This is a genomic window from Dietzia timorensis (genome assembly GCF_001659785.1).
GTDB lineage: Bacteria > Actinomycetota > Actinomycetes > Mycobacteriales > Mycobacteriaceae > Dietzia > Dietzia timorensis.
Map to the genome: position 1 here is coordinate 1,486,652 of NZ_CP015961.1, position 17,542 is coordinate 1,504,193.

14 protein-coding genes are annotated in these 17,542 nt (G+C 66.3%); all 14 read left to right on the plus strand.

What is annotated here, in order from left to right; genetic code table 11:
* The first annotated feature begins 41 nt into the window (after nucleotides 1-41).
* The 14 genes from BJL86_RS06830 (at nucleotide 42) to BJL86_RS06895 (ending at nucleotide 17,278) form a co-directional block, all read left to right on the plus strand.
* On the plus strand, nucleotides 42-1,931 hold the full coding sequence (locus BJL86_RS06830) for a peptidoglycan D,D-transpeptidase FtsI family protein (protein ID WP_082908416.1): 1,890 nt from the start codon (nucleotides 42-44) through the stop codon (nucleotides 1,929-1,931).
* A gap of 149 nt (nucleotides 1,932-2,080) precedes the next feature.
* Entirely contained in the window at nucleotides 2,081-3,718 is a 1,638-nt protein-coding gene (locus BJL86_RS06835; protein ID WP_082908415.1) for a UDP-N-acetylmuramoyl-L-alanyl-D-glutamate--2,6-diaminopimelate ligase, read from the plus strand.
* A complete protein-coding gene (locus tag BJL86_RS06840) occupies nucleotides 3,715-5,187 on the plus strand; it encodes a UDP-N-acetylmuramoyl-tripeptide--D-alanyl-D-alanine ligase (RefSeq protein ID WP_067473160.1) in 1,473 nt (490 codons plus the stop codon). Before BJL86_RS06835 ends, BJL86_RS06840 begins: the two co-directional genes overlap by 4 nt.
* On the plus strand, nucleotides 5,187-6,278 hold the full coding sequence (mraY, locus tag BJL86_RS06845) for a phospho-N-acetylmuramoyl-pentapeptide-transferase (RefSeq protein ID WP_067473157.1): 1,092 nt from the start codon (nucleotides 5,187-5,189) through the stop codon (nucleotides 6,276-6,278). Before BJL86_RS06840 ends, mraY begins: the two co-directional genes overlap by 1 nt.
* Nucleotides 6,279-6,437: 159 nt before the next feature.
* Nucleotides 6,438-7,943 (plus strand): UDP-N-acetylmuramoyl-L-alanine--D-glutamate ligase, encoded by a 1,506-nt coding sequence (gene murD, locus BJL86_RS06850; protein WP_067473154.1) that lies wholly within the window; start codon nucleotides 6,438-6,440, stop codon nucleotides 7,941-7,943.
* The gene (ftsW, locus tag BJL86_RS06855; protein ID WP_067473150.1) at nucleotides 7,940-9,598 is read left to right on the plus strand and encodes a putative lipid II flippase FtsW; all 1,659 of its coding nucleotides are present in this window, start codon (nucleotides 7,940-7,942) and stop codon (nucleotides 9,596-9,598) included. Before murD ends, ftsW begins: the two co-directional genes overlap by 4 nt.
* A complete protein-coding gene (gene murG, locus BJL86_RS06860) occupies nucleotides 9,574-10,704 on the plus strand; it encodes an undecaprenyldiphospho-muramoylpentapeptide beta-N-acetylglucosaminyltransferase (protein WP_067473147.1) in 1,131 nt (376 codons plus the stop codon). Before ftsW ends, murG begins: the two co-directional genes overlap by 25 nt.
* Nucleotides 10,705-10,756: 52 nt before the next feature.
* The gene (gene murC / locus BJL86_RS06865) at nucleotides 10,757-12,205 is read left to right on the plus strand and encodes a UDP-N-acetylmuramate--L-alanine ligase (protein WP_067473145.1); all 1,449 of its coding nucleotides are present in this window, start codon (nucleotides 10,757-10,759) and stop codon (nucleotides 12,203-12,205) included.
* Complete coding sequence (locus BJL86_RS06870; RefSeq protein WP_067473142.1) at nucleotides 12,198-13,055, plus strand: cell division protein FtsQ/DivIB; 858 nt, start codon at nucleotides 12,198-12,200, stop codon at nucleotides 13,053-13,055. The genes murC and BJL86_RS06870 overlap by 8 nt, the downstream gene beginning before the upstream one ends.
* A gap of 273 nt (nucleotides 13,056-13,328) precedes the next feature.
* Nucleotides 13,329-14,468, plus strand: a complete 1,140-nt coding sequence (gene ftsZ / locus BJL86_RS06875; protein WP_067473140.1) for a cell division protein FtsZ — start codon at nucleotides 13,329-13,331, stop codon at nucleotides 14,466-14,468.
* Nucleotides 14,469-14,638: 170 nt separating this feature from the next.
* Complete coding sequence (gene pgeF, locus BJL86_RS06880) at nucleotides 14,639-15,349, plus strand: peptidoglycan editing factor PgeF (RefSeq protein ID WP_075844890.1); 711 nt, start codon at nucleotides 14,639-14,641, stop codon at nucleotides 15,347-15,349.
* Nucleotides 15,350-15,353: 4 nt separating this feature from the next.
* A complete protein-coding gene (locus tag BJL86_RS06885) occupies nucleotides 15,354-16,151 on the plus strand; it encodes a YggS family pyridoxal phosphate enzyme (RefSeq protein ID WP_082908413.1) in 798 nt (265 codons plus the stop codon).
* Between the two features lie 85 nt (nucleotides 16,152-16,236).
* Complete coding sequence (locus BJL86_RS06890) at nucleotides 16,237-16,917, plus strand: cell division protein SepF (protein WP_067473137.1); 681 nt, start codon at nucleotides 16,237-16,239, stop codon at nucleotides 16,915-16,917.
* A 58-nt stretch (nucleotides 16,918-16,975) separates the two neighbouring features.
* Nucleotides 16,976-17,278, plus strand: coding sequence for a YggT family protein (locus BJL86_RS06895; RefSeq protein ID WP_075844891.1), 303 nt, complete (start codon nucleotides 16,976-16,978; stop codon nucleotides 17,276-17,278).
* The last annotated feature ends 264 nt before the right edge of the window (nucleotides 17,279-17,542 follow it).

A 17,542-nucleotide genomic window follows, 5' to 3' on the forward strand; every position in this document is an offset into this window, starting at 1 on the left:
GACTTCGGCTCAGGCCGGGCACGATCGCGGGAGGAGAGCACATGAACGGACGACCCCCGCACGAGCGCGCAGGGGCGCAGGGTGCGAGAAAATCGTCGTCTCGTTCCGCAGGTGCCCGCACGCCCATCCGCACGACCTCGCAGACCGACTCTCGATTCAAATTCCTCCGCGCTATCGTCGTGCTTCTGCTCGTCGTCGCATTGGCGAAACTGCTCTGGGTACAGACGATCGGTGGGCGCGAACTGGCGGCCCAAGCCGCGAATCAACGCATGGTCGAACAGGTTATGCCGGCGACGCGAGGCGAAATCGTCGACTACCGCGGCGAACCCATCGCCTTTACCCGTGAGGCCCGCTCGCTGTCCATCCAGCCCTCGGTCGAGCGGGACAACGCTGACGAGCGTCACCAGACCGACCCAGAGAAGCCCGATTGGAATCAGCTTGTCGACGAAATCTCCGACAAGTTCGCGGAGGTGCTCGGGGACAAGATCAAACGTGCGGAAATCAAGGACAAGCTCACGAGCGACGATGGATTCACCTACCTTGTGAGGAATATCGACGTCTCGGAGGCCAATGCGATCACCCGGGATTTCCCGATGGTCGGCAGCGAACGAGTCGATATCCGCGAATACCCCGGCGGTTCACTCGCCGCGAACATGATCGGCGCGACGAGTTCGGGGGACAACGGACGTCTCACCGGGCTCCAGGGACTTGAAGCACAGTATGACGACGTGCTCGGCGGGATCGACGGGCGCCGCACTTTCGACATCACGCCGGACAACGCCGTGATACCGGGCAGTATCCGTACGGCCGAAGAGGCCGTAGACGGTGGCGACGTGGAGCTGACAATCGACTCCGACCTGCAGTGGTACGTCCAGCGCGCCGTACAGAGTGCCAAGGACAATTCTCAGGCCGGCGGCGCTTCCGCCGTCGTTCTCGACGCCGAGACCGGCGAAGTACGTGCGATGGCCAATGACAATACGTTCAACCCGGCGATCGGTGTCGGCGACGAGCTCAAGCGTGGTGCGGACCTCGGCAATCGCGCCGTGACGACCCCGTTCGAGCCGGGCTCGGTGAACAAGATTGTTACCGCAGCGGCGGCAATCGACATGGGAGTCACCGACCCGGAGGAGGTGCACACCGTACCCGGGAGCATCGAGATGGCCGGCGTCACCGTGAATGACGCGTGGGAACACGGGCCGGCGCAATACACCACCACGGGAATCTTCGGTAAGTCCTCCAACGTAGGAACGCTGATGCTCGCCGATCGAGTGGGCAAGGACCCGTATGCCGAGTACCTGAAAAAGTTCGGCCTCGGACAGAAGACCGGCATCGAGCTCGAGGGCGAGTCCGAGGGCATGGTTCCCGACCGTGAGAACTGGCTGGGTGGTACGTTCGCCAACCTCCCGATCGGACAGGGCTTGTCGATGACGCTGCTGCAGATGACCTCAATGTTCCAGACTGTGGCGAATCATGGCGAGCGGATTCCGCCGCGCGTCGTGTCGTCTGTGACACAGCCCGACGGGACGGTCACCGACACCGAGCGCCCACAGGGAGAGCAGGTCGTCTCCAAGGACGCCGCCGACACGGTGCTCGACATGTTCAGAGGCGTCACCCTCGAAGGAGGAACCGGAACGGCCGCTGGCGTCGAGGGTTACCAGGTCTCCGGCAAGACCGGCACGGCGCAGCAGATCGACCCGGAATGCTCGTGTTATTCGAACTCCAACTACTGGATCACCTTTGCCGGTGTGTTCCCTGCGGACGCCCCGAAGTACGTCGTCGGAATCATGCTCGATAACCCTGTGCGCGGCGTACATGGCGACGGCGGTCAGAGCGCGGCACCCCTGTTCCACGACATCGCCGCGTGGCTGGCGACGCGCGACAATATCGCCCCGTCCGCCCCTGGGCGGCCGCTGACACTCGAAAAGGGCTGACTCCGAGCCGATGCATCAGGCCGTTAACACGACGGGGCTGGACGTCATGTCCACGTGCGGTGCGCCGGATCGCGGTGGCGGGCGGTAATGTTCTTACGAGATTTGGTTCGAAATATCGCCCGTTGAAGCGCTAAAAACGGTGCGTAAACATGATGGCTGGTAATTCGAGAAAGGGACGTGATCTACGCGTGCATGATCTCAGCGAGCTCGCCGCCGTCATCGGTTGCGAAGTTCAGAGTGCGGCCGGGGGCGAGGCGCCCGCAAATCCGATCGTGACGTCGGCGACGATCCGCGCCCAGAGCGCGCGCGAGGGAACGCTGTTCGTCGCATTGGCGGGTGCAAGGGTGCACGGCGCTCAATTTGCCGGCGAGGCCGTCAAGAACGGGGCGGTTGCGGTCTTCACGGACCCCGAGGGTGCGAAATTCGTCGCCGAGAACGTCGGTACCGAATTCCCGTGTATCACCCACCCAGCCCCGCGAGAAGTGCTGGGCGCCCTGTCGTCAGCTGTCTACGACAACCCCTCGAGCCACGTACCGACCGTCGGCATCACCGGCACCTCGGGAAAGACTACGACCACGTACTTCGTGGAAGCAGCGTTCCGCGCCGCAGGAAAAGTCGCCGGCCTCATCGGGACGACCGGATCACGTGTCGCCGGCGAGCCACTGCCCAGTGCCCTCACCACGCCCGAGGCCCCGGAGCTCCAGGATCTGCTGTCGGCGATGCGCGAACGCGGAGCCGAGGCGATCGTGGCGGAGGTATCCAGTCACGCACTTCGCTTGGGACGCGTCGATGGCGTGCGTTTCGCGGTGGGGGCATTCCTCAACCTGTCCCAGGACCACCTCGACTTCCATCCCACGATGGACGATTATTTCGGCGCGAAAACCCGGCTGCTCACCACTGCGGTGGACTACGGTTCTCGCGTTCTTCCCGCAAAGAAGGCCGTCGTCTGCATCGACGACGAATGGGGGGTGAGGATGGCGGGTCTGCGGCCCGACGCGGTTACCGTGTCCGCAACGCCGGGGACCGACGCTGACTGGACGGCTGGGGGGTCGACGCCCACCCACGGAGGCGGTCAACGATTCTCGGCATTCCGAGAGGGCCGCGAGTACGTTGTGGAGCTCGCTTTGACCGGTCGTTTCAACGTGGCCAACGCACTGGTTGCGCTGGCGATCAGTGAACAGCTCGGACTGGACCTCGACGCTGCGGCCGAAGGGCTGGCCTCCGCGCACGTTCCGGGCCGGCTGGAGCCAGTCCACCTCGGACAGCCATTCCGCGTCCTCGTCGACTATGCGCACAAGCCGGCGGCGGTCGGCGCCGTACTCGACAGTGTCCGCGCATCGACCGGCGGACGTCTCGCGGTCGTCCTCGGTGCCGGGGGCGACCGGGATACCGCGAAACGCCCACTGATGGGCGCCGAGGCCGCAGGTAAGGCCGAATACGTCGTGGTTACCGACGATAACCCGCGCACCGAGGACCCGGCTGCGATCCGCGCCGCCGTGGTTGAAGGAGCCGAGCGCAAACTCGCCTCCATGCCAGCGGGGAGCTCCGTCGTCATCAAGGAAATCGGGGACAGAGCCGCGGCCATCCGAGATGCCATCGACTGGGCGCTGCCGGGGGACTCGATCGTGATCGCCGGCAAGGGGCACGAGACCGGCCAAGAGGTGGCAGGTAAGGTCTACCCGTTCGACGATAGGGAATCGGCACGTGAATCGCTGAGCGAACGCTCGCAGTTCGAGACGTGGCAACTCCCGGACAACGGAGTCAGCGACCAGGGAGAGAGTAAGTGAAAGAGATGACGCTGCGGGACGCGGCGCAGATCGTGGGCGGACGGCTCACCGACGCGGCCGATCCGGACGCCGTGATTTCCGGAACCGTCGAATTCGACTCCCGAAAGGTCCGGCCCGGGGGGCTGTTTCTGGCTCTTCCCGGTGAGCGCGTCGACGGAGTCGACTTCATCCCCGCTGCTCTCGAAGCGGGCGCCGTCGCCGCGCTGACCGCCTCCGAGGTGGACGCGCCGGCGATCGTCGTCCCACGCCTTGCACCGAGCGAAACCAATGCTATGGCGCTCGCAGCGGACACTGATGGTTCCGGTGCCGCGGTGCTGGCCGCGCTTGGTGCTTTGGCCAGGGCGAACGTTCATCAACTCCGTGAACACCACGGGCTACGAGTGGTCGGGCTCACCGGGTCGGCGGGAAAGACGTCCACCAAGGACCTCATCGCCTCGGTGCTTGAGCCTGCAGGCACCGTCGTCGCTCCTCCCGGCTCGTTCAACAACGAGATCGGCCACCCCTGGACGGCACTTCGTGCGGACGAGTCCACCGATTTCCTCGTGCTCGAGTTGTCCGCCCGCGCCCCGGGGAATATTGCGGCACTCGCGGAGATCGCTCCGCTGGATATCGGCGCAGTACTCAACGTGGGCACGGCCCACCTGGGGGAATTCGGATCCCGCGACGTCATCGCACAAACCAAGGGCGAACTGGTGGAGGCGTTGCCTGCTTCCGGTCTGGCCATTCTCAACGCTGACGATGACAAGGTCGCGGCGATGGCCGCGCGCACGCAGGCACGAGTGCGTACCGTTGGGCTCTCCGCAGCGGCGGACGTTTACGCCACGGCCGTGGAAATCGATGACGAAGCGCGTGCATCGTTCGTGCTCAATCTCGAGGGCGAGACGGCGCAGGTGCGGCTCAAGGTGCACGGCGAGCATCAGGTATCCAACGCCCTGGTAGCGGCGTCCGTCGCGATCGAATGTGGGCAGTCGCTCGCGCAGGTAGCGGAATCCCTGAGCGTTGCGACGGCGCGCTCGTCCCGGCGGATGGACGTACAAACCCGCGCCGACGGCGTCACGGTCATCAACGATTCCTATAACGCCAATCCCGATTCGGTGAAGGCCGCGCTGCGCTCTGTCGCCGTCATGGCTAGGACTGCGAACCCGCCGCGCCCCACCTGGGCAGTGCTTGGGGAGATGGGCGAACTCGGCGACGAAGCCATCACCGAACACGATCTCGTCGGGCGATACCTCGTGCGCCTCAACATCTCGCATCTCATCGTCGTCGGACTGGGCCGGCCTCAGCGCGCACTGTTCCAGGGCGCGATTCAGGAAGGCTCGTGGGGCGCGGAAGCTGAGCACGTGGAGTCCGCCGAGGACGCGCTCGCTATTCTTAACGATCGACTCGCCCCCGGGGACGTCGTTCTGGTCAAGGCCTCACAGGCCGTCGGGCTATGGACGGTGGCCGAGAGCCTGCTGGAGGACAACTAATGACGCAAATAATCGTCGCGGGAATCGTCGCCTTCGTGGTGTCGGTTTTCCTGACCCCGCTGCTCATCCAGTATTTTCGCAGGTTCGGATACGGCCAGACAATTCGTGAGGAAGGCCCGCAGAGCCACCAGGCCAAGCGCGGCACGCCCACCATGGGCGGCATCGCCATCGTTATCGGCATCTGGGCCGGCTACATCGCCGCAGGTCTCACCGGTCTCTTCACCATCGGCGGGGGCGGGTTCACCGCGTCCGGCCTGCTCGTGATGTTTCTGGCCACCGCGCTCGGCCTCGTCGGATTCTTCGACGACGGGCTCAAGGTCGTCAAGCGTCATAACCTCGGCCTGAACAAGCTGCAAAAGACCTTGGGCCAGGTCACCGCGGCGATCCTGTTCGGCATTCTCGTACTGTTCTTCCGCAACGACCAGGGCCTGACGCCCGCATCGACGAACCTGTCGTTCACGCGCGACTTCATCTCGATCTCGATGCCCGCGTTCGTGTTCGTGATCTTCGTCCTCATCCTCGTCTGGTCATGGTCGAATGCGGTGAACTTCACCGACGGGCTCGACGGACTCGCCAGCGGCGCGGTCGCCCTCGTCATGGCCGTGTACACGATCATCTCGTTCTGGCAATTCCGGTATTCCTGCGTCGGTGGCGACTCCGATAATCTCCTCGGCTGCTACACCGTCCGCGACCCGCTCGACATCGCGGTGATCTGCGCGGCTGCCATGGGTGCCTGCGCCGGGTTTCTGTGGTGGAACGCGGCGCCGGCGAAGATCTTCATGGGCGACACGGGCTCGCTCACCCTCGGCGGCATCATCGCCGGCGTGTCCGTCGTCTCGCAGACCGAGCTACTGATGATCGTCGCGGGCTCACTGTTCGTTCTGGAGATCGCTTCGGTGGTTATCCAGGTGGTCATGTTCCGCAGCACAGGGCGCCGTCCGTTCCGGATGACCCCAATCCACCACCACTTCGAGCTCGGCGGATGGAAGGAAACCACCGTCACGATCCGTTTCTGGCTGCTCACGATCATCTCGTGCGGCATGGCGCTGGCGATCTTCTACGGGGAGTGGTTGGCCGCCGCGGCAATGTAGCCGAGTCCTCCACGGAACCCGGCGACTCGTTAATCACATCAGTAACACCTGTCCCATCGGTAACGGTAGGATCGGCGTGTAGAGCGTGCCCTCCGATTTACCTATGACGTCGGACGCACGCGCAGAGCACGAGGTACCGAGCCCGACAGGGGAGTAGACATGGCTATCAACCGCGCGTCCGAGATTTTGGGATCAAAGGTGCTCGTCGCCGGCGCTGGTGTCTCCGGCCCCGGGGCCGTCCGCCTCATCCTTCGGCTGGGCGGACAGGTCACCGTCGCCGACGGGCGCCCCGAGGCGCTTGATGCGCTTCGCGACACCGTCGTCCTGAGCGAGGGTGATTCCGCCCGCGAGTTGATCACGACCGTGAGTGTCGACGCCGCCGAAACGCTCGTCGCCGCTTCGGGGGCGGTAGACCTCGTCGTCACCTCTCCCGGATGGCGACCGGATTCCCCGCTGCTTCTGGCTGCTGCTGCGGCAGGGATCCCAGTGTGGGGCGACGTCGAGCTATCCTGGCTTGCTGACCAGGAAGGCTGCTTCGGTGCGCCCCGCACCTGGCTCGCTGTGACGGGAACCAACGGCAAGACCACGACCACGGCGATGCTCGCCGACATGCTCACCGGCGGCGGCCTGGCCGCGTCGGCGTGCGGGAACATCGGGGTTCCGGTGCCCGATGCGCTCCTCGCCGATCCGCGTGTGGACTACCTGGCGGCCGAACTCAGTTCCTTTCAGCTGCACTGGGCGCCGTCATGCAGGCCCCACGTCGGCGTGGTGCTCAATATTGCCGAGGATCACCTCGACTGGCACGGCTCCCTTGCCGCGTACACGGCCGCCAAGGCGCAGGTCCTCACCGGGGACGTCGCGGTCGTGGGCGCCGACGATGCGGCGGCCGCAGCCCTCCTCGCCGATGCCCCAGCGGCCACACGCGTGTCCGTGACGGTCGCGAAGCCGAACTCTGGGCAATTGGGAATCGTCGACGGCTCTCTCGTCGATCGGGCATTCGCCGACGACGTCGGCGGGCCCACGGGCGAGGGTTCGGCCTTCTACGAGGCAGACCGAGTCCGTCCCGCAGGCGCGGCCGGACAGACCGACGCACTCGCGGCGGCGGCCATGGCGCGAGCGGTCGGCGTCTCCCACCGCGACATCGCCGCCGCCCTGGACGGCTTCGAGGTGGCGGCGCACCGCGCCGCGGAGGTCGCCACGATTGATGAGATCGCCTACGTCAACGATTCGAAGGCCACCAATCCCCACGCCGCGCGCACCTCGCTGCTCGCCGGGGGGATGCGCGTGTGGATCGCTGGCGGCCTGCTCAAGGGCGCCAGCGTCGACGAGCTCGTCGCCGAGGTCGCCCCCGTACTCCGCGGCGTGGTGCTCATCGGCCGTGACAGAGCTGAGATTGCGGCGGCGTTGTCCCGACACGCGCCGCAGGTCCACGTAGTTGAGCTCCCTTCGGGGGACGATAACGACACATCGGAAGCCGCACCGGAGCGCGACTCGCAGTCCGTGATGGACTCCGCTGTGCGTACCGCCGCCGAACTCGCTCGGCCGGGCGACACAGTGCTGTTGGCGCCGGCCGCCGCGTCGATGGACATGTTTACCAATTACGGGCATCGCGGGGACAGCTTCGTCGCTGCCGTCGCGGCCCTTGAAGGCGAGGAAGACCGATGACGAAATCGGCGGTCGAACCCACGCGGGGCGGCGACGGCACAGGCGCCGAAAGCGGTCTACAAGCCGCTTGGCGCGCGCTGGTCAACCGCTTCAGCGGCCCCACGGCGTCTTTCCACCTCGTCCTCGGCATCACGATGCTCCTGGTCGCCATCGGACTGGTCATGGTGCAGTCCTCATCGAGCGTGCGGGCGTTCGCAGAGACCTCGAGCCCGTACTACTACCTGATCCGCCAGGGAATCCTTGTCGCCGTCGGTCTCGTGGCGTTCTACTGCGCGCTGAGGATCCGGTTCAGCACCCTGAAGAAGCTCGTGACGCCTTTCCTGATCGTCGCGCTCGTCTTGCTGGCGGCGGTGCTCATCCCGGGCATCGGTAGCGAGGTCAACGGTTCGCGCGGCTGGATCCAGCTCGGCGGGTTCGCGATCCAGCCGGCCGAGATCGGCCGACTCGCCGTGATCCTGTGGGTCGCGAGTGTGCTCGCGCCGCGTATCCGCACCGCTTCGTTGCGCGACTACTTCTGGCCTGCCGCGATCGCGCCGATTCTCGTCGGCGGACTCGTGCTCGTCGCTCCGGATATGGGCATGGCTACCGCGATCGTCATCGCCTACGTCGTGCTCATCTTCCTCGCGGGATTCCCATGGAAGCCGCTGCTGGCGTTTCTGTCGCTACTCGCCATCGCCTTCGTGGTGTTTGCCTCGATGTTCGCTTACCGGATGTCTCGCGTGCAGGTTTACTTCGACACCCTCAAGGGCAACCTCGAAGAAACCGGAGCCGCAGGCTATCAGACCTATCAGGGGATGATGTCGCTGGCGGAAGGCGGAATCTTCGGACAGGGACTGGGACAGTCCTCGGCGAAGTGGTATTACCTGCCCGAGGCGTCCAACGACTTCATCTTCGCGATCATCGGCGAGGAGCTGGGCTGGATCGGTGCGACCTTCGTGGTGGCCCTCTACGTCGGCCTGGCGATGGTCGGCGTGCGCATCGCGACACGATCGGTCGACCCGTTCCGCCGACTCGTCGCCGGTGCCGTCGCCACGACGATCTCCCTGCAGGCATTCATCAATATCGGCTATGTCGTCGGCCTGCTGCCGGTGACGGGTATCCAGCTCCCGCTCATCTCGTACGGTGGTTCGTCGGCCGTGGTGACGCTCGCGTCGCTCGGCCTGCTGGCGAACTGTGCTCGCCACGAGCCCGAGGCGATCTCCGATTACCAGTCCCGCGTCGGTGGCAAACGTCACTGGTGGTCGCTTCCCGCGCCGCAGCCGTACACTCCGGAACCGCTGGTGAAGCCAGCGGGGCAGCCGGGGCGGTCGTCCACTTCGGGACGGCGTTACGGCGAGCCGGTGCAGAGTCCGCGGGCACGCTACGAATCCGTGCCGGTCGTTCGTGAGGGACAGATGAATCGCGCGATGACGGGGCGCACCTCTCGCCCTGCGCGGGAGCACGAACGGCGTCAGGAAACGATGCGCGGAGCGCCGCAGCGCAGAGAACAGCCGCAGCAGGCGCCCAGGGCAGGCGAGCGGCGCGGCCAGCTGCGCAGCGTGCCCCGCAACGGCGGCGCGCCGAGCACAGCGCCCAGACAGGCGCAACCCAAACGACAGGGCAACCAGCCGCCGCGCGGCGGGCAGCGCGGATATCGGGCAAGGGGGAACGGGTGAACAAACCGGAGACGGCATGGGTCGTCGGAGGAGGCACCGCAGGGCACATCGAACCGGCCCTCGCGGTGGGTGAGGCGTTGCGGCGGCTTCGACCGAGCGTCGACGTTCGCGCCGTCGGCACACCGCGCGGGATGGAAAGCCGCATCGTGCCCGAACGCGGGTTCACCCTCGAGCTCGTCGACCCGGTGCCGCTGCCGCGCACGGTCAACATGGACCTGTTCAAGCTTCCTTACCGTCTTGTCAAGGCGATCGCCGGGACCCGCGCACTCCTACGTAAGACCAGGCCTTCAGTGATCATCGGTTTCGGCGGATACGCCTGCGTGCCGGTCTATCTCGCGATGATGCTTACCAGGCGACGCCCCCCGATCGTCGTGCATGAGGCGAACGCGAGCGCAGGGCTCGCAAACAAGCTTGGCGTGCGGGTTGCCGACGCGGTGATGGCTGCGGTACCCGGCTCGGGACTCACCGGCGCCGAGGTCGTGGGCAATCCCGTGCGCGATGCGATCACGGGCCTCGACCGCGCCGGCCTCCGCGCCGCCGCGCGGAGCTTCTTCGGTCTGGGCGAGTCGGGCCCGGTGGTACTCGTGTTCGGCGGTTCGCAGGGCGCGGCGACACTCAACGCGGCCTTCGCGGGGGCCGCCGACGACCTTCGCCGCGCCGGGGTCGGCGTCATCCACGCCACGGGCGAGGGGAAGGAATTCGAACTGGCGGACCTTTCCGGCGACACCTCGGCGGGATACGCGCAGGTGCCGTACATCAAGCGGATGGACTTCGCCTACGCGGCCGCCGACCTCGTCGTCTGCCGTTCCGGCGCGATCACGGTCGCCGAGGTCAGCGCCACGGGGCTGCCGGCCGTGTTCGTTCCGCTGCCCATCGGCAACGGTGAGCAAGCGCTCAATGCAAAGTCCCTCGTCGACTCCGGTGCCGCGCTCCAGGTCGCCGATGCCGACTTCGACGCCGATTACCTGCGCGATACGGTGATTCCGCTGGCTACCGACGAGACCGCGCTCGGCGCGATGACGGCGACCGCGATGAGCTCGGATTCCCGGAGCGCCGCAGACAAGGTCGCCCGCACAGCGCTGGCGCTCATGGATGCCCGCGACTAGCCGGCGCCCACAGACAACCGTCCACCACTCGACACCGAAGGCACCACCGAAGATGAGCAGCAGCGAGCCCGAATTCCGCACCGTCCACCTGATCGGCATCGGCGGCGCGGGCATGAGCGCCATCGCTCGCATCCTCCTCGGCCAAGGCGTTCGTGTGAGCGGATCGGATGCGCGTGACGGCGCGACGATAGCGGAACTGCGCGAGCTGGGAGCCCATATCGCCATCGGCCACGACGCCGCGAACCTCGGGCTCTCCGGGGCGCTGCCGGACTCCGTCGTCATCAGTAAGAAGGCGATTCCCGCAGATAACCCGGAACTCGCCGCCGCTCGTGAGCGGGGCATCGAACTTCTGACACGCTCGCAGGTGCTCGGCCGACTCGCCGCTTCGGGCCGCTCGATCATGGTCTGCGGCACCCACGGCAAGACCTCGACCACGTCGATGCTCGTGTCCGGCATGCTCACTGCTGGGCTCGACCCTTCATTCGCCGTCGGTGGAACGGTGCTCGAACTGGGCACCAACGCCCGCGGCGGCACCGACCCGATCTTCGTCGCCGAGGCCGACGAGTCCGACGGCTCTCTGGTCGACTACCAGCCGGACGTCGTCATCCTCACCAACGCCGAGCCCGATCACATGGACCACTTCTCCTCCGAGGCCGAGTATTTCGACGTCTTCGACACCTTTATCGCGCGAATCTCCGACGGCGGGTGCCTCGTAGCATGTCTGGATGACGTCGGAGCCGCCGAGCGCGCACGCCGGGCGAAGGCTACCGGGATCCGCGTCTCCGGGTACACGACTGATGCGTCCGCCCTGCCCGCCGATCTCGCGGAATGCGTGGGGGCGGAGATCTCCGAGATCGAGATCGCCGGGAACACCACCCGCGGCACGCTGCATATGGACGGCGGGGCGCACCGCGTGTCCGTGGGAATCGCGGGCACGCACATGCTGCTCAACGCCACCGCCGCGCTGCTGTCGGCGCGCGAGGTGGGCGCACGCTCCGGGCCGTTCGCGGCCGGGCTCGCCGGGTTCGGGGGAGTCGGCCGTCGTTTCGAATTCAAGGGCGAATCGGGTGGAGTCCGAGTCTACGACGACTACGCCCACCACCCGACCGAGGTGCGCGCGGTGCTCACCGCGGCGCGCGGGGCCATCGATTCCGAGGGGCCGGAGCGCAGCCGGCTCGTCGCGCTGTTCCAGCCCCACATGTACTCGCGGACGAAGTTGTTCGCCGCCGAGTTCGGCGAGGCGCTGTCGCTTGCCGATTCCGTAATAGTCAACGAGGTCTACGGCGCGCGCGAACAGCCCGTTCCGGGCGTTGACGCCGCGCTGGTCGCCGGCCACGTGGGCGTCGAGGTGACGACCGCGGCCGACCTCGATGAGCTTCGCGCGAAGGCGCTCGAGATCCTGCGTTCGGGGGATACCTGTTTCACGATCGGCGCCGGTGACATCACGACCGTAGGCCCGCTCCTGCTGGCCGATCTCGCCGAAAGGCCGCGCGATGAGTGACCTCGGTAGGGGCTCGGCAGGCGACCGTAGGCCCGGAGACGTCGAACCCACATTGCCGGACGACCCGCAGGCGCGGGCGGATGCGGCGGCGGTGCGAAGCTCCAGTCAGCGGGTGCGACTGTCTGACCCGGCGGTGCGCGCCGAAGTACGGAGGAAGAAGCGCCGCAACAACCGGATCGCCGGGGCAGCGGCGATCGTCGCCGTCATCGCCGTGCTCGGTTATCTCGCCGTGTACTTCCTCCCGGTTCTCGCGGTGCGCTCGGTGGAGGTCACCGGTGTGCCCGACGAGCAGCAGGCCGAGGTCATCGAGCAGGCGTCGGTGTCGAACGGGACCCCGCTCCTGCAGGTGGACTCCCGCAACGTGGCCCAACGCGTGTCGGTGATTCCGAACGTGTCCGAGGTGCGCGTCGTCCGCGACTATCCCTCCACGCTGCGCATCGAGATCATCGAGCGCGAACCTGCCGTCGTTGTCGAAATCGACGGATCGCCGCACATCTTCGACCGTGAGGGCGTCGACTACGACCAGTCGGGGAACGTCCCCGAGGGGCTACTTCGTGCGGAGCTTTCCGACGTCTCCCTCGAGCTCGCGCCGCAGGCCGTCCAGGACATCGTCGAGATCACCGAGACGCTGCGCTCGGCGACGGCGAACGCCGGTGCGGAGCAGATCGCGACGTCGGTGTCCTCACGTTCGCCCCAGGGATACGAGGTCACCCTCGCCGACGGGCGGGTCATCGAATGGGGTTCGGTGGAGAAATCTGCGGAGAAGGCCGCCTCGTTCGCGGCGGTAATGGATCGACCGGGTGCGCGGTGGAACGTGTCCAACCCCGCAATGCCTGTGTCCTCCGAATAGCTGTATTTTCGGTCACTTCCGCCACCTGAGTCACAATCGCTGGGTATGCGCCTGCGTGCTCACGAACCCATTGCGACACGGCATCGAAATTCCGGCGCGCCTCATGGAAAATCGGCCTCGGGTCTCATAACGTTCTGCCCGTCGGTTGAGGCGCTGACCTGCAAGTTTAACCCTTTAGTAGAGGTTTAGACTTCTGCTTATCGGGTAGAGCCTACAGGGACCGCACAGCACACATGCACACCCGCAACTTAAGAGGGAAGGGCGCATCCCCACATGACTGAACCCAAGAACTACCTCGCCGTTATAAAGGTCGTCGGTGTCGGCGGCGGCGGCGTCAATGCCGTCAACCGGATGATCGAAGACGGTCTCAAGGGCGTCGAGTTCATCGCGATCAACACCGACGCGCAGGCTCTCCTGCTGTCGGACGCCGACGTCAAGCTCGACGTCGGCCGCGATCTCACGCGCGGTCTCGGCGCCGGCGCGGATCCGGAGATCGGTCGAAAGGCCGCCGAGGACCACAAGGACGAGATCGACGACGTCCTCCAGGGCGCGGACATGGTGTTCGTCACCGCCGGAGAGGGCGGCGGCACCGGCACCGGCGCCGCCCCCGTGGTCGCCTCGATCGCGCGCAAGCAAGGCGCGCTCACCGTCGGCGTCGTCACCCGCCCGTTCTCCTTCGAGGGCAAGCGCCGCAGCAAGCAGGCCGAAGAGGGCATCGAGGCGCTCCGTGGTGCGTGCGACACGCTAATCGTGATCCCGAACGACCGTCTCCTGCAGCTGTCGGATCCTTCGGTGTCGATGATCGACGCGTTCAAGAACGCCGATGAGGTTCTCCTCAATGGTGTCCAGGGCATCACCAATCTCATCACCGAGGCCGGCACGATCAACACCGACTTCGCCGACATCAAGGGCGTCATGTCGAACGCCGGCAGCGCGCTCATGGGCATCGGTTCGGCCACGGGCGACCAGCGCGCCCGCAATGCCGCGCTCGACGCGATCAACTCCCCGCTGCTCGAGACGACGATGGAAGGCGCCAAGGGCGTCCTCATCACCGTTGCCGGCGGCTCGGATCTGTCGCTCATGGAGACCAATGAGGCGGCTCAGCTCGTCCAGGAGCAGGCGCACGAGGACGCGAACATCATCTTCGGTGCTGTCATCGATGATGCACTCGGCGACGAGGTCCGCGTCACCGTCATCGCAGCGGGTTTCGAGGGGGGCGCGCGCAAGCACGTCACCGATCCCGCCGGTCGGCACCGCGCCGAGGGCGAGGAGCGTCAGAGTGCGGGGCCGGCGCTCGGCGAGAGCCGTCGCCCCGAACCGGAGCCGCGGCCCGAGTACCGTCCCGAACCGCGCCCGTCGCGGAGCGGAACCGATGACGACGACATCGATCTCCCTCCGTTCATGATGAACTGAATCGCACCCGGTCTCGGTAGCTGAGCGCAGCGCCCGAGGCCGAGTCGCGCCGCGTCGACGCGGTGGTCTTGTGCTGTGCCGCAGAGCGGGGTGGCGCGTTCGATTCGGACGCGCCACCCCGCTTTTGCTTCTTGCGTCTTCGGATCACGTGACTTCGATACGATGGACGCATGAACGCCCGGGTACGAAGAATCATCACCACGCGCCGGGGTGGCGCGTCCTCCGGTAAATACGACTCGTTCAACCTCGGCGAGCACGTCGGGGACGAGCCGGCGGCGGTTCGAGCGAACCGCCGCCGGCTGGCGGAGAAGCTGGGCCTCGACGAGGGCGATTTCGTGTGGATGGACCAGGTGCACGGTACGCGCGTGGTGCGCGTCAAGTCCGCGCCGGGCGGTGCGATTCCCGGCACCGATGCCGTGGTCACCGACCAGCCGAACCTCGCGCTCTCGGTATTGACGGCGGACTGCGTCCCCGTCCTCGCCGCGGATGAGACCGCGGGTGTCATCGGCGCCGCGCACGCCGGTCGCAAGGGGAGTTCCGATGGCATAGTCCCCGCGCTCATCGCGGCGATGGAATCACTCGGCGCCCAGCCGGAGCGCATCACGGTGCTCCTCGGCCCCGCGGCGTCGGGGGACTTCTACGAACTGCCCGAGCAGATGGTCGCCGACACCGAGTCGGTTCTCCCGGGCAGCCGTAGCACCACCACGGGCGGCACCCCGAGCGTAGATCTGCGCAAGGGGTTGACCCGTCAACTCGCCTCCCTCGGCGTCACCGATGTCGACACGGACCCGCGCTGCACCATCGCCGACCCGGAGTTGTACTCGTACCGCCGCGAGGGCACCACCGGTCGTCTCGCGAGCGTCATCGTCCGGCAGGGCTGAGCACATGGCCGATTCCCCCGCGGCGGGCGCCGCCTCGTCCGCACGTTCGCGCCGCGCTCAGCTCCGCGAGAGGTATGACGGCGTGCGAGCCGAAATCGACAAGGCCCGCGAGTCCGCAGGGCGGCAGGACGAGGTGCGGCTGGTCGTCGTCACCAAGTTCCATCCCTTCTCGGACCAGGTTCACCTCGCGCAGATCGGCGCCCCGGACCTGGGGGAGAACCGGGTACAGGAAGCACAGTCGAAGGCGCTCGCATGGCAGGAACTTGCCGCAGACGGCGGCGGTGCCGAAGAGGCGCTGCTTCCGGGAGAGGGCGTCCCCGGGCGCCCGCGGCTGCACATGATCGGGCATATCCAGTCGAAGAAGACCGGGGCGGTCGCGAAGTGGGCCGACGAGGTACATTCGGTCGACTCGATCAAGGTTGCCGAAGGGCTCTCCCGGGGTCGCATCCGCGAGATCGAAGAATCCGGCGCCGAATCGCTTCGCTGCCTGGTTCAACTGAGTCTCGACGGAGACGAGGGGCGTGGCGGCGTCTCCGGCGACGAATTCCACCGCATCTGCGACCGGGTTGCGGAACTGCCGGGCCTGGAACTCTGCGGCCTGATGGTCGTACCACCACTCGAGGGCGAGCCCGCCCGCCATTTCGAGGATGCGGCCATGGTTCGGGGGAAACTGCGCACGTGTCACTCCGCGGCCAAGGAGTTCTCCGCGGGCATGTCCGGAGACCTCGAAGCGGCAATTTCCGCGGGCTCAACGTGCGTGCGTGTCGGAACGTCGATCTTGGGGCCGAGACCAATACTGTGACTCAGTAAGTACATGTGGGGAGGGGTCTCGTGCTCGGTGCACGTGCCAACTCCGAGCCAGAACCCTACGACGATCGAGGACTCCTATGAGCACACTTGACAAGGTCAAGGACTTCTTCGGAATGAACCCGGACGCCCTTGCCGCGGGCGAGGAATACTTCGAAGACGAATACGAGGCGGGTGAATTCCACGCCCCTGGCGCACGCCACGCACTGCATGAGGACGAGCGCGGAATCTCGCACTCGCGCCCTTCCGGATACCGTGCCGAACGCTACGGCGTCGAGTACGCAGACGATATTCGCGCCGGCGGTTTCGAGCGCGAAGAGGCCGACGTCATGGCCGAGCGTCCCCGCCGCTACCGCGCGGCCGCACAGCACGAGGCGGCCTTCGATGCGCCGACCACCCGCTCGATGGCCCCCGTCCGTGGCTCTGTTGCGCTCAAGCCCGAGGTCGAGGAGTTCGAGGACTACGACGACGGGCTCGTCGTTCGGCCCGAGACCGTTCTCGAGCGTCCCCGCGGCTACGGCGACGGCAAGAGCGTCGGCGTGCACTTCCGCGAAGACAAGCCGGTCGTTCTCGACCTGTCGCTGATGTCCAACGCGGACGCCCGCCGCATGGTGGACTTCTCCGCCGGGCTCGTCGTCGCCCTCGACGGCAAGATGCACAAGCTAGCCGATCGCGAGCGTACGTTCTTCATGGCGCCCGCAGGGCTCGACCTGACCGAGGCCGAGATCCGTGAGGAAGCCAACCGCGCGTTTCGTCGCTAGGGGCCGACAGGCGACCGACTGCTCGGCACTGCTCAACGGATCGATACACTAGGGCACTGTGGTAACTCTACTTTGGCTGTTGTGGTGGGTGCTCCAGATCTTCTGGTTCCTGCTGCTCGCGCGCATCATCGTCGAAATGATCCAGTCCTTCTCGCGGGATTGGCGCCCCAGCGGGGTGATGGCGGTGATCTTCGAGATCCTGTTCACCATCACCGACCCGCCGGTGAAGGCTCTCCGGAGGCTCATCCCTCCGGTTCGCCTCGGCGCGGTCGCACTGGACTTGTCCGTGATCGTCCTGTTCATCGGAATCATCGTTTTGCAGCAGATCATTCTGCGGGGGCTCCTCCCGGCAGTGATGTGATCGCGGCGCGGTATCTGGCCGCTGCGCCGCGAAAATGTTGAAGAAAATCCGGTAAAACATGTGACGCAACGATATTTGCGTCAAGAATTGTTATCAGTTGTGCCGCCGATAAGGTAGAAAAGAACGTGTAAGGAATTACCGCCCACGCGACTTGGGTGCTCCGGCAACGGGAGAGGGCTCGGATGACTTCGTTTTACGCGAAGCCGTCCCTCTCAGGTGCCGGGCAGCCGGGCAGCGGCTCTATAAGCTCGGGCGGCATGAAAG

Coding starts and splice junctions, on each gene's coding strand:
- BJL86_RS06830 (WP_082908416.1), top strand. CDS start 42: ATGAACGGACGACCCCCGCACGAGCGCGCAGGGGCGCAGGGTGCGAGA.
- BJL86_RS06835 (WP_082908415.1), top strand. CDS start 2,081: ATGATGGCTGGTAATTCGAGAAAGGGACGTGATCTACGCGTGCATGAT.
- mraY (WP_067473157.1), top strand. CDS start 5,187: ATGACGCAAATAATCGTCGCGGGAATCGTCGCCTTCGTGGTGTCGGTT.
- murD (WP_067473154.1), top strand. CDS start 6,438: ATGGCTATCAACCGCGCGTCCGAGATTTTGGGATCAAAGGTGCTCGTC.
- ftsW (WP_067473150.1), top strand. CDS start 7,940: ATGACGAAATCGGCGGTCGAACCCACGCGGGGCGGCGACGGCACAGGC.
- murC (WP_067473145.1), top strand. CDS start 10,757: ATGAGCAGCAGCGAGCCCGAATTCCGCACCGTCCACCTGATCGGCATC.
- BJL86_RS06870 (WP_067473142.1), top strand. CDS start 12,198: ATGAGTGACCTCGGTAGGGGCTCGGCAGGCGACCGTAGGCCCGGAGAC.
- ftsZ (WP_067473140.1), top strand. CDS start 13,329: ATGACTGAACCCAAGAACTACCTCGCCGTTATAAAGGTCGTCGGTGTC.
- pgeF (WP_075844890.1), top strand. CDS start 14,639: ATGAACGCCCGGGTACGAAGAATCATCACCACGCGCCGGGGTGGCGCG.
- BJL86_RS06885 (WP_082908413.1), top strand. CDS start 15,354: ATGGCCGATTCCCCCGCGGCGGGCGCCGCCTCGTCCGCACGTTCGCGC.
- BJL86_RS06890 (WP_067473137.1), top strand. CDS start 16,237: ATGAGCACACTTGACAAGGTCAAGGACTTCTTCGGAATGAACCCGGAC.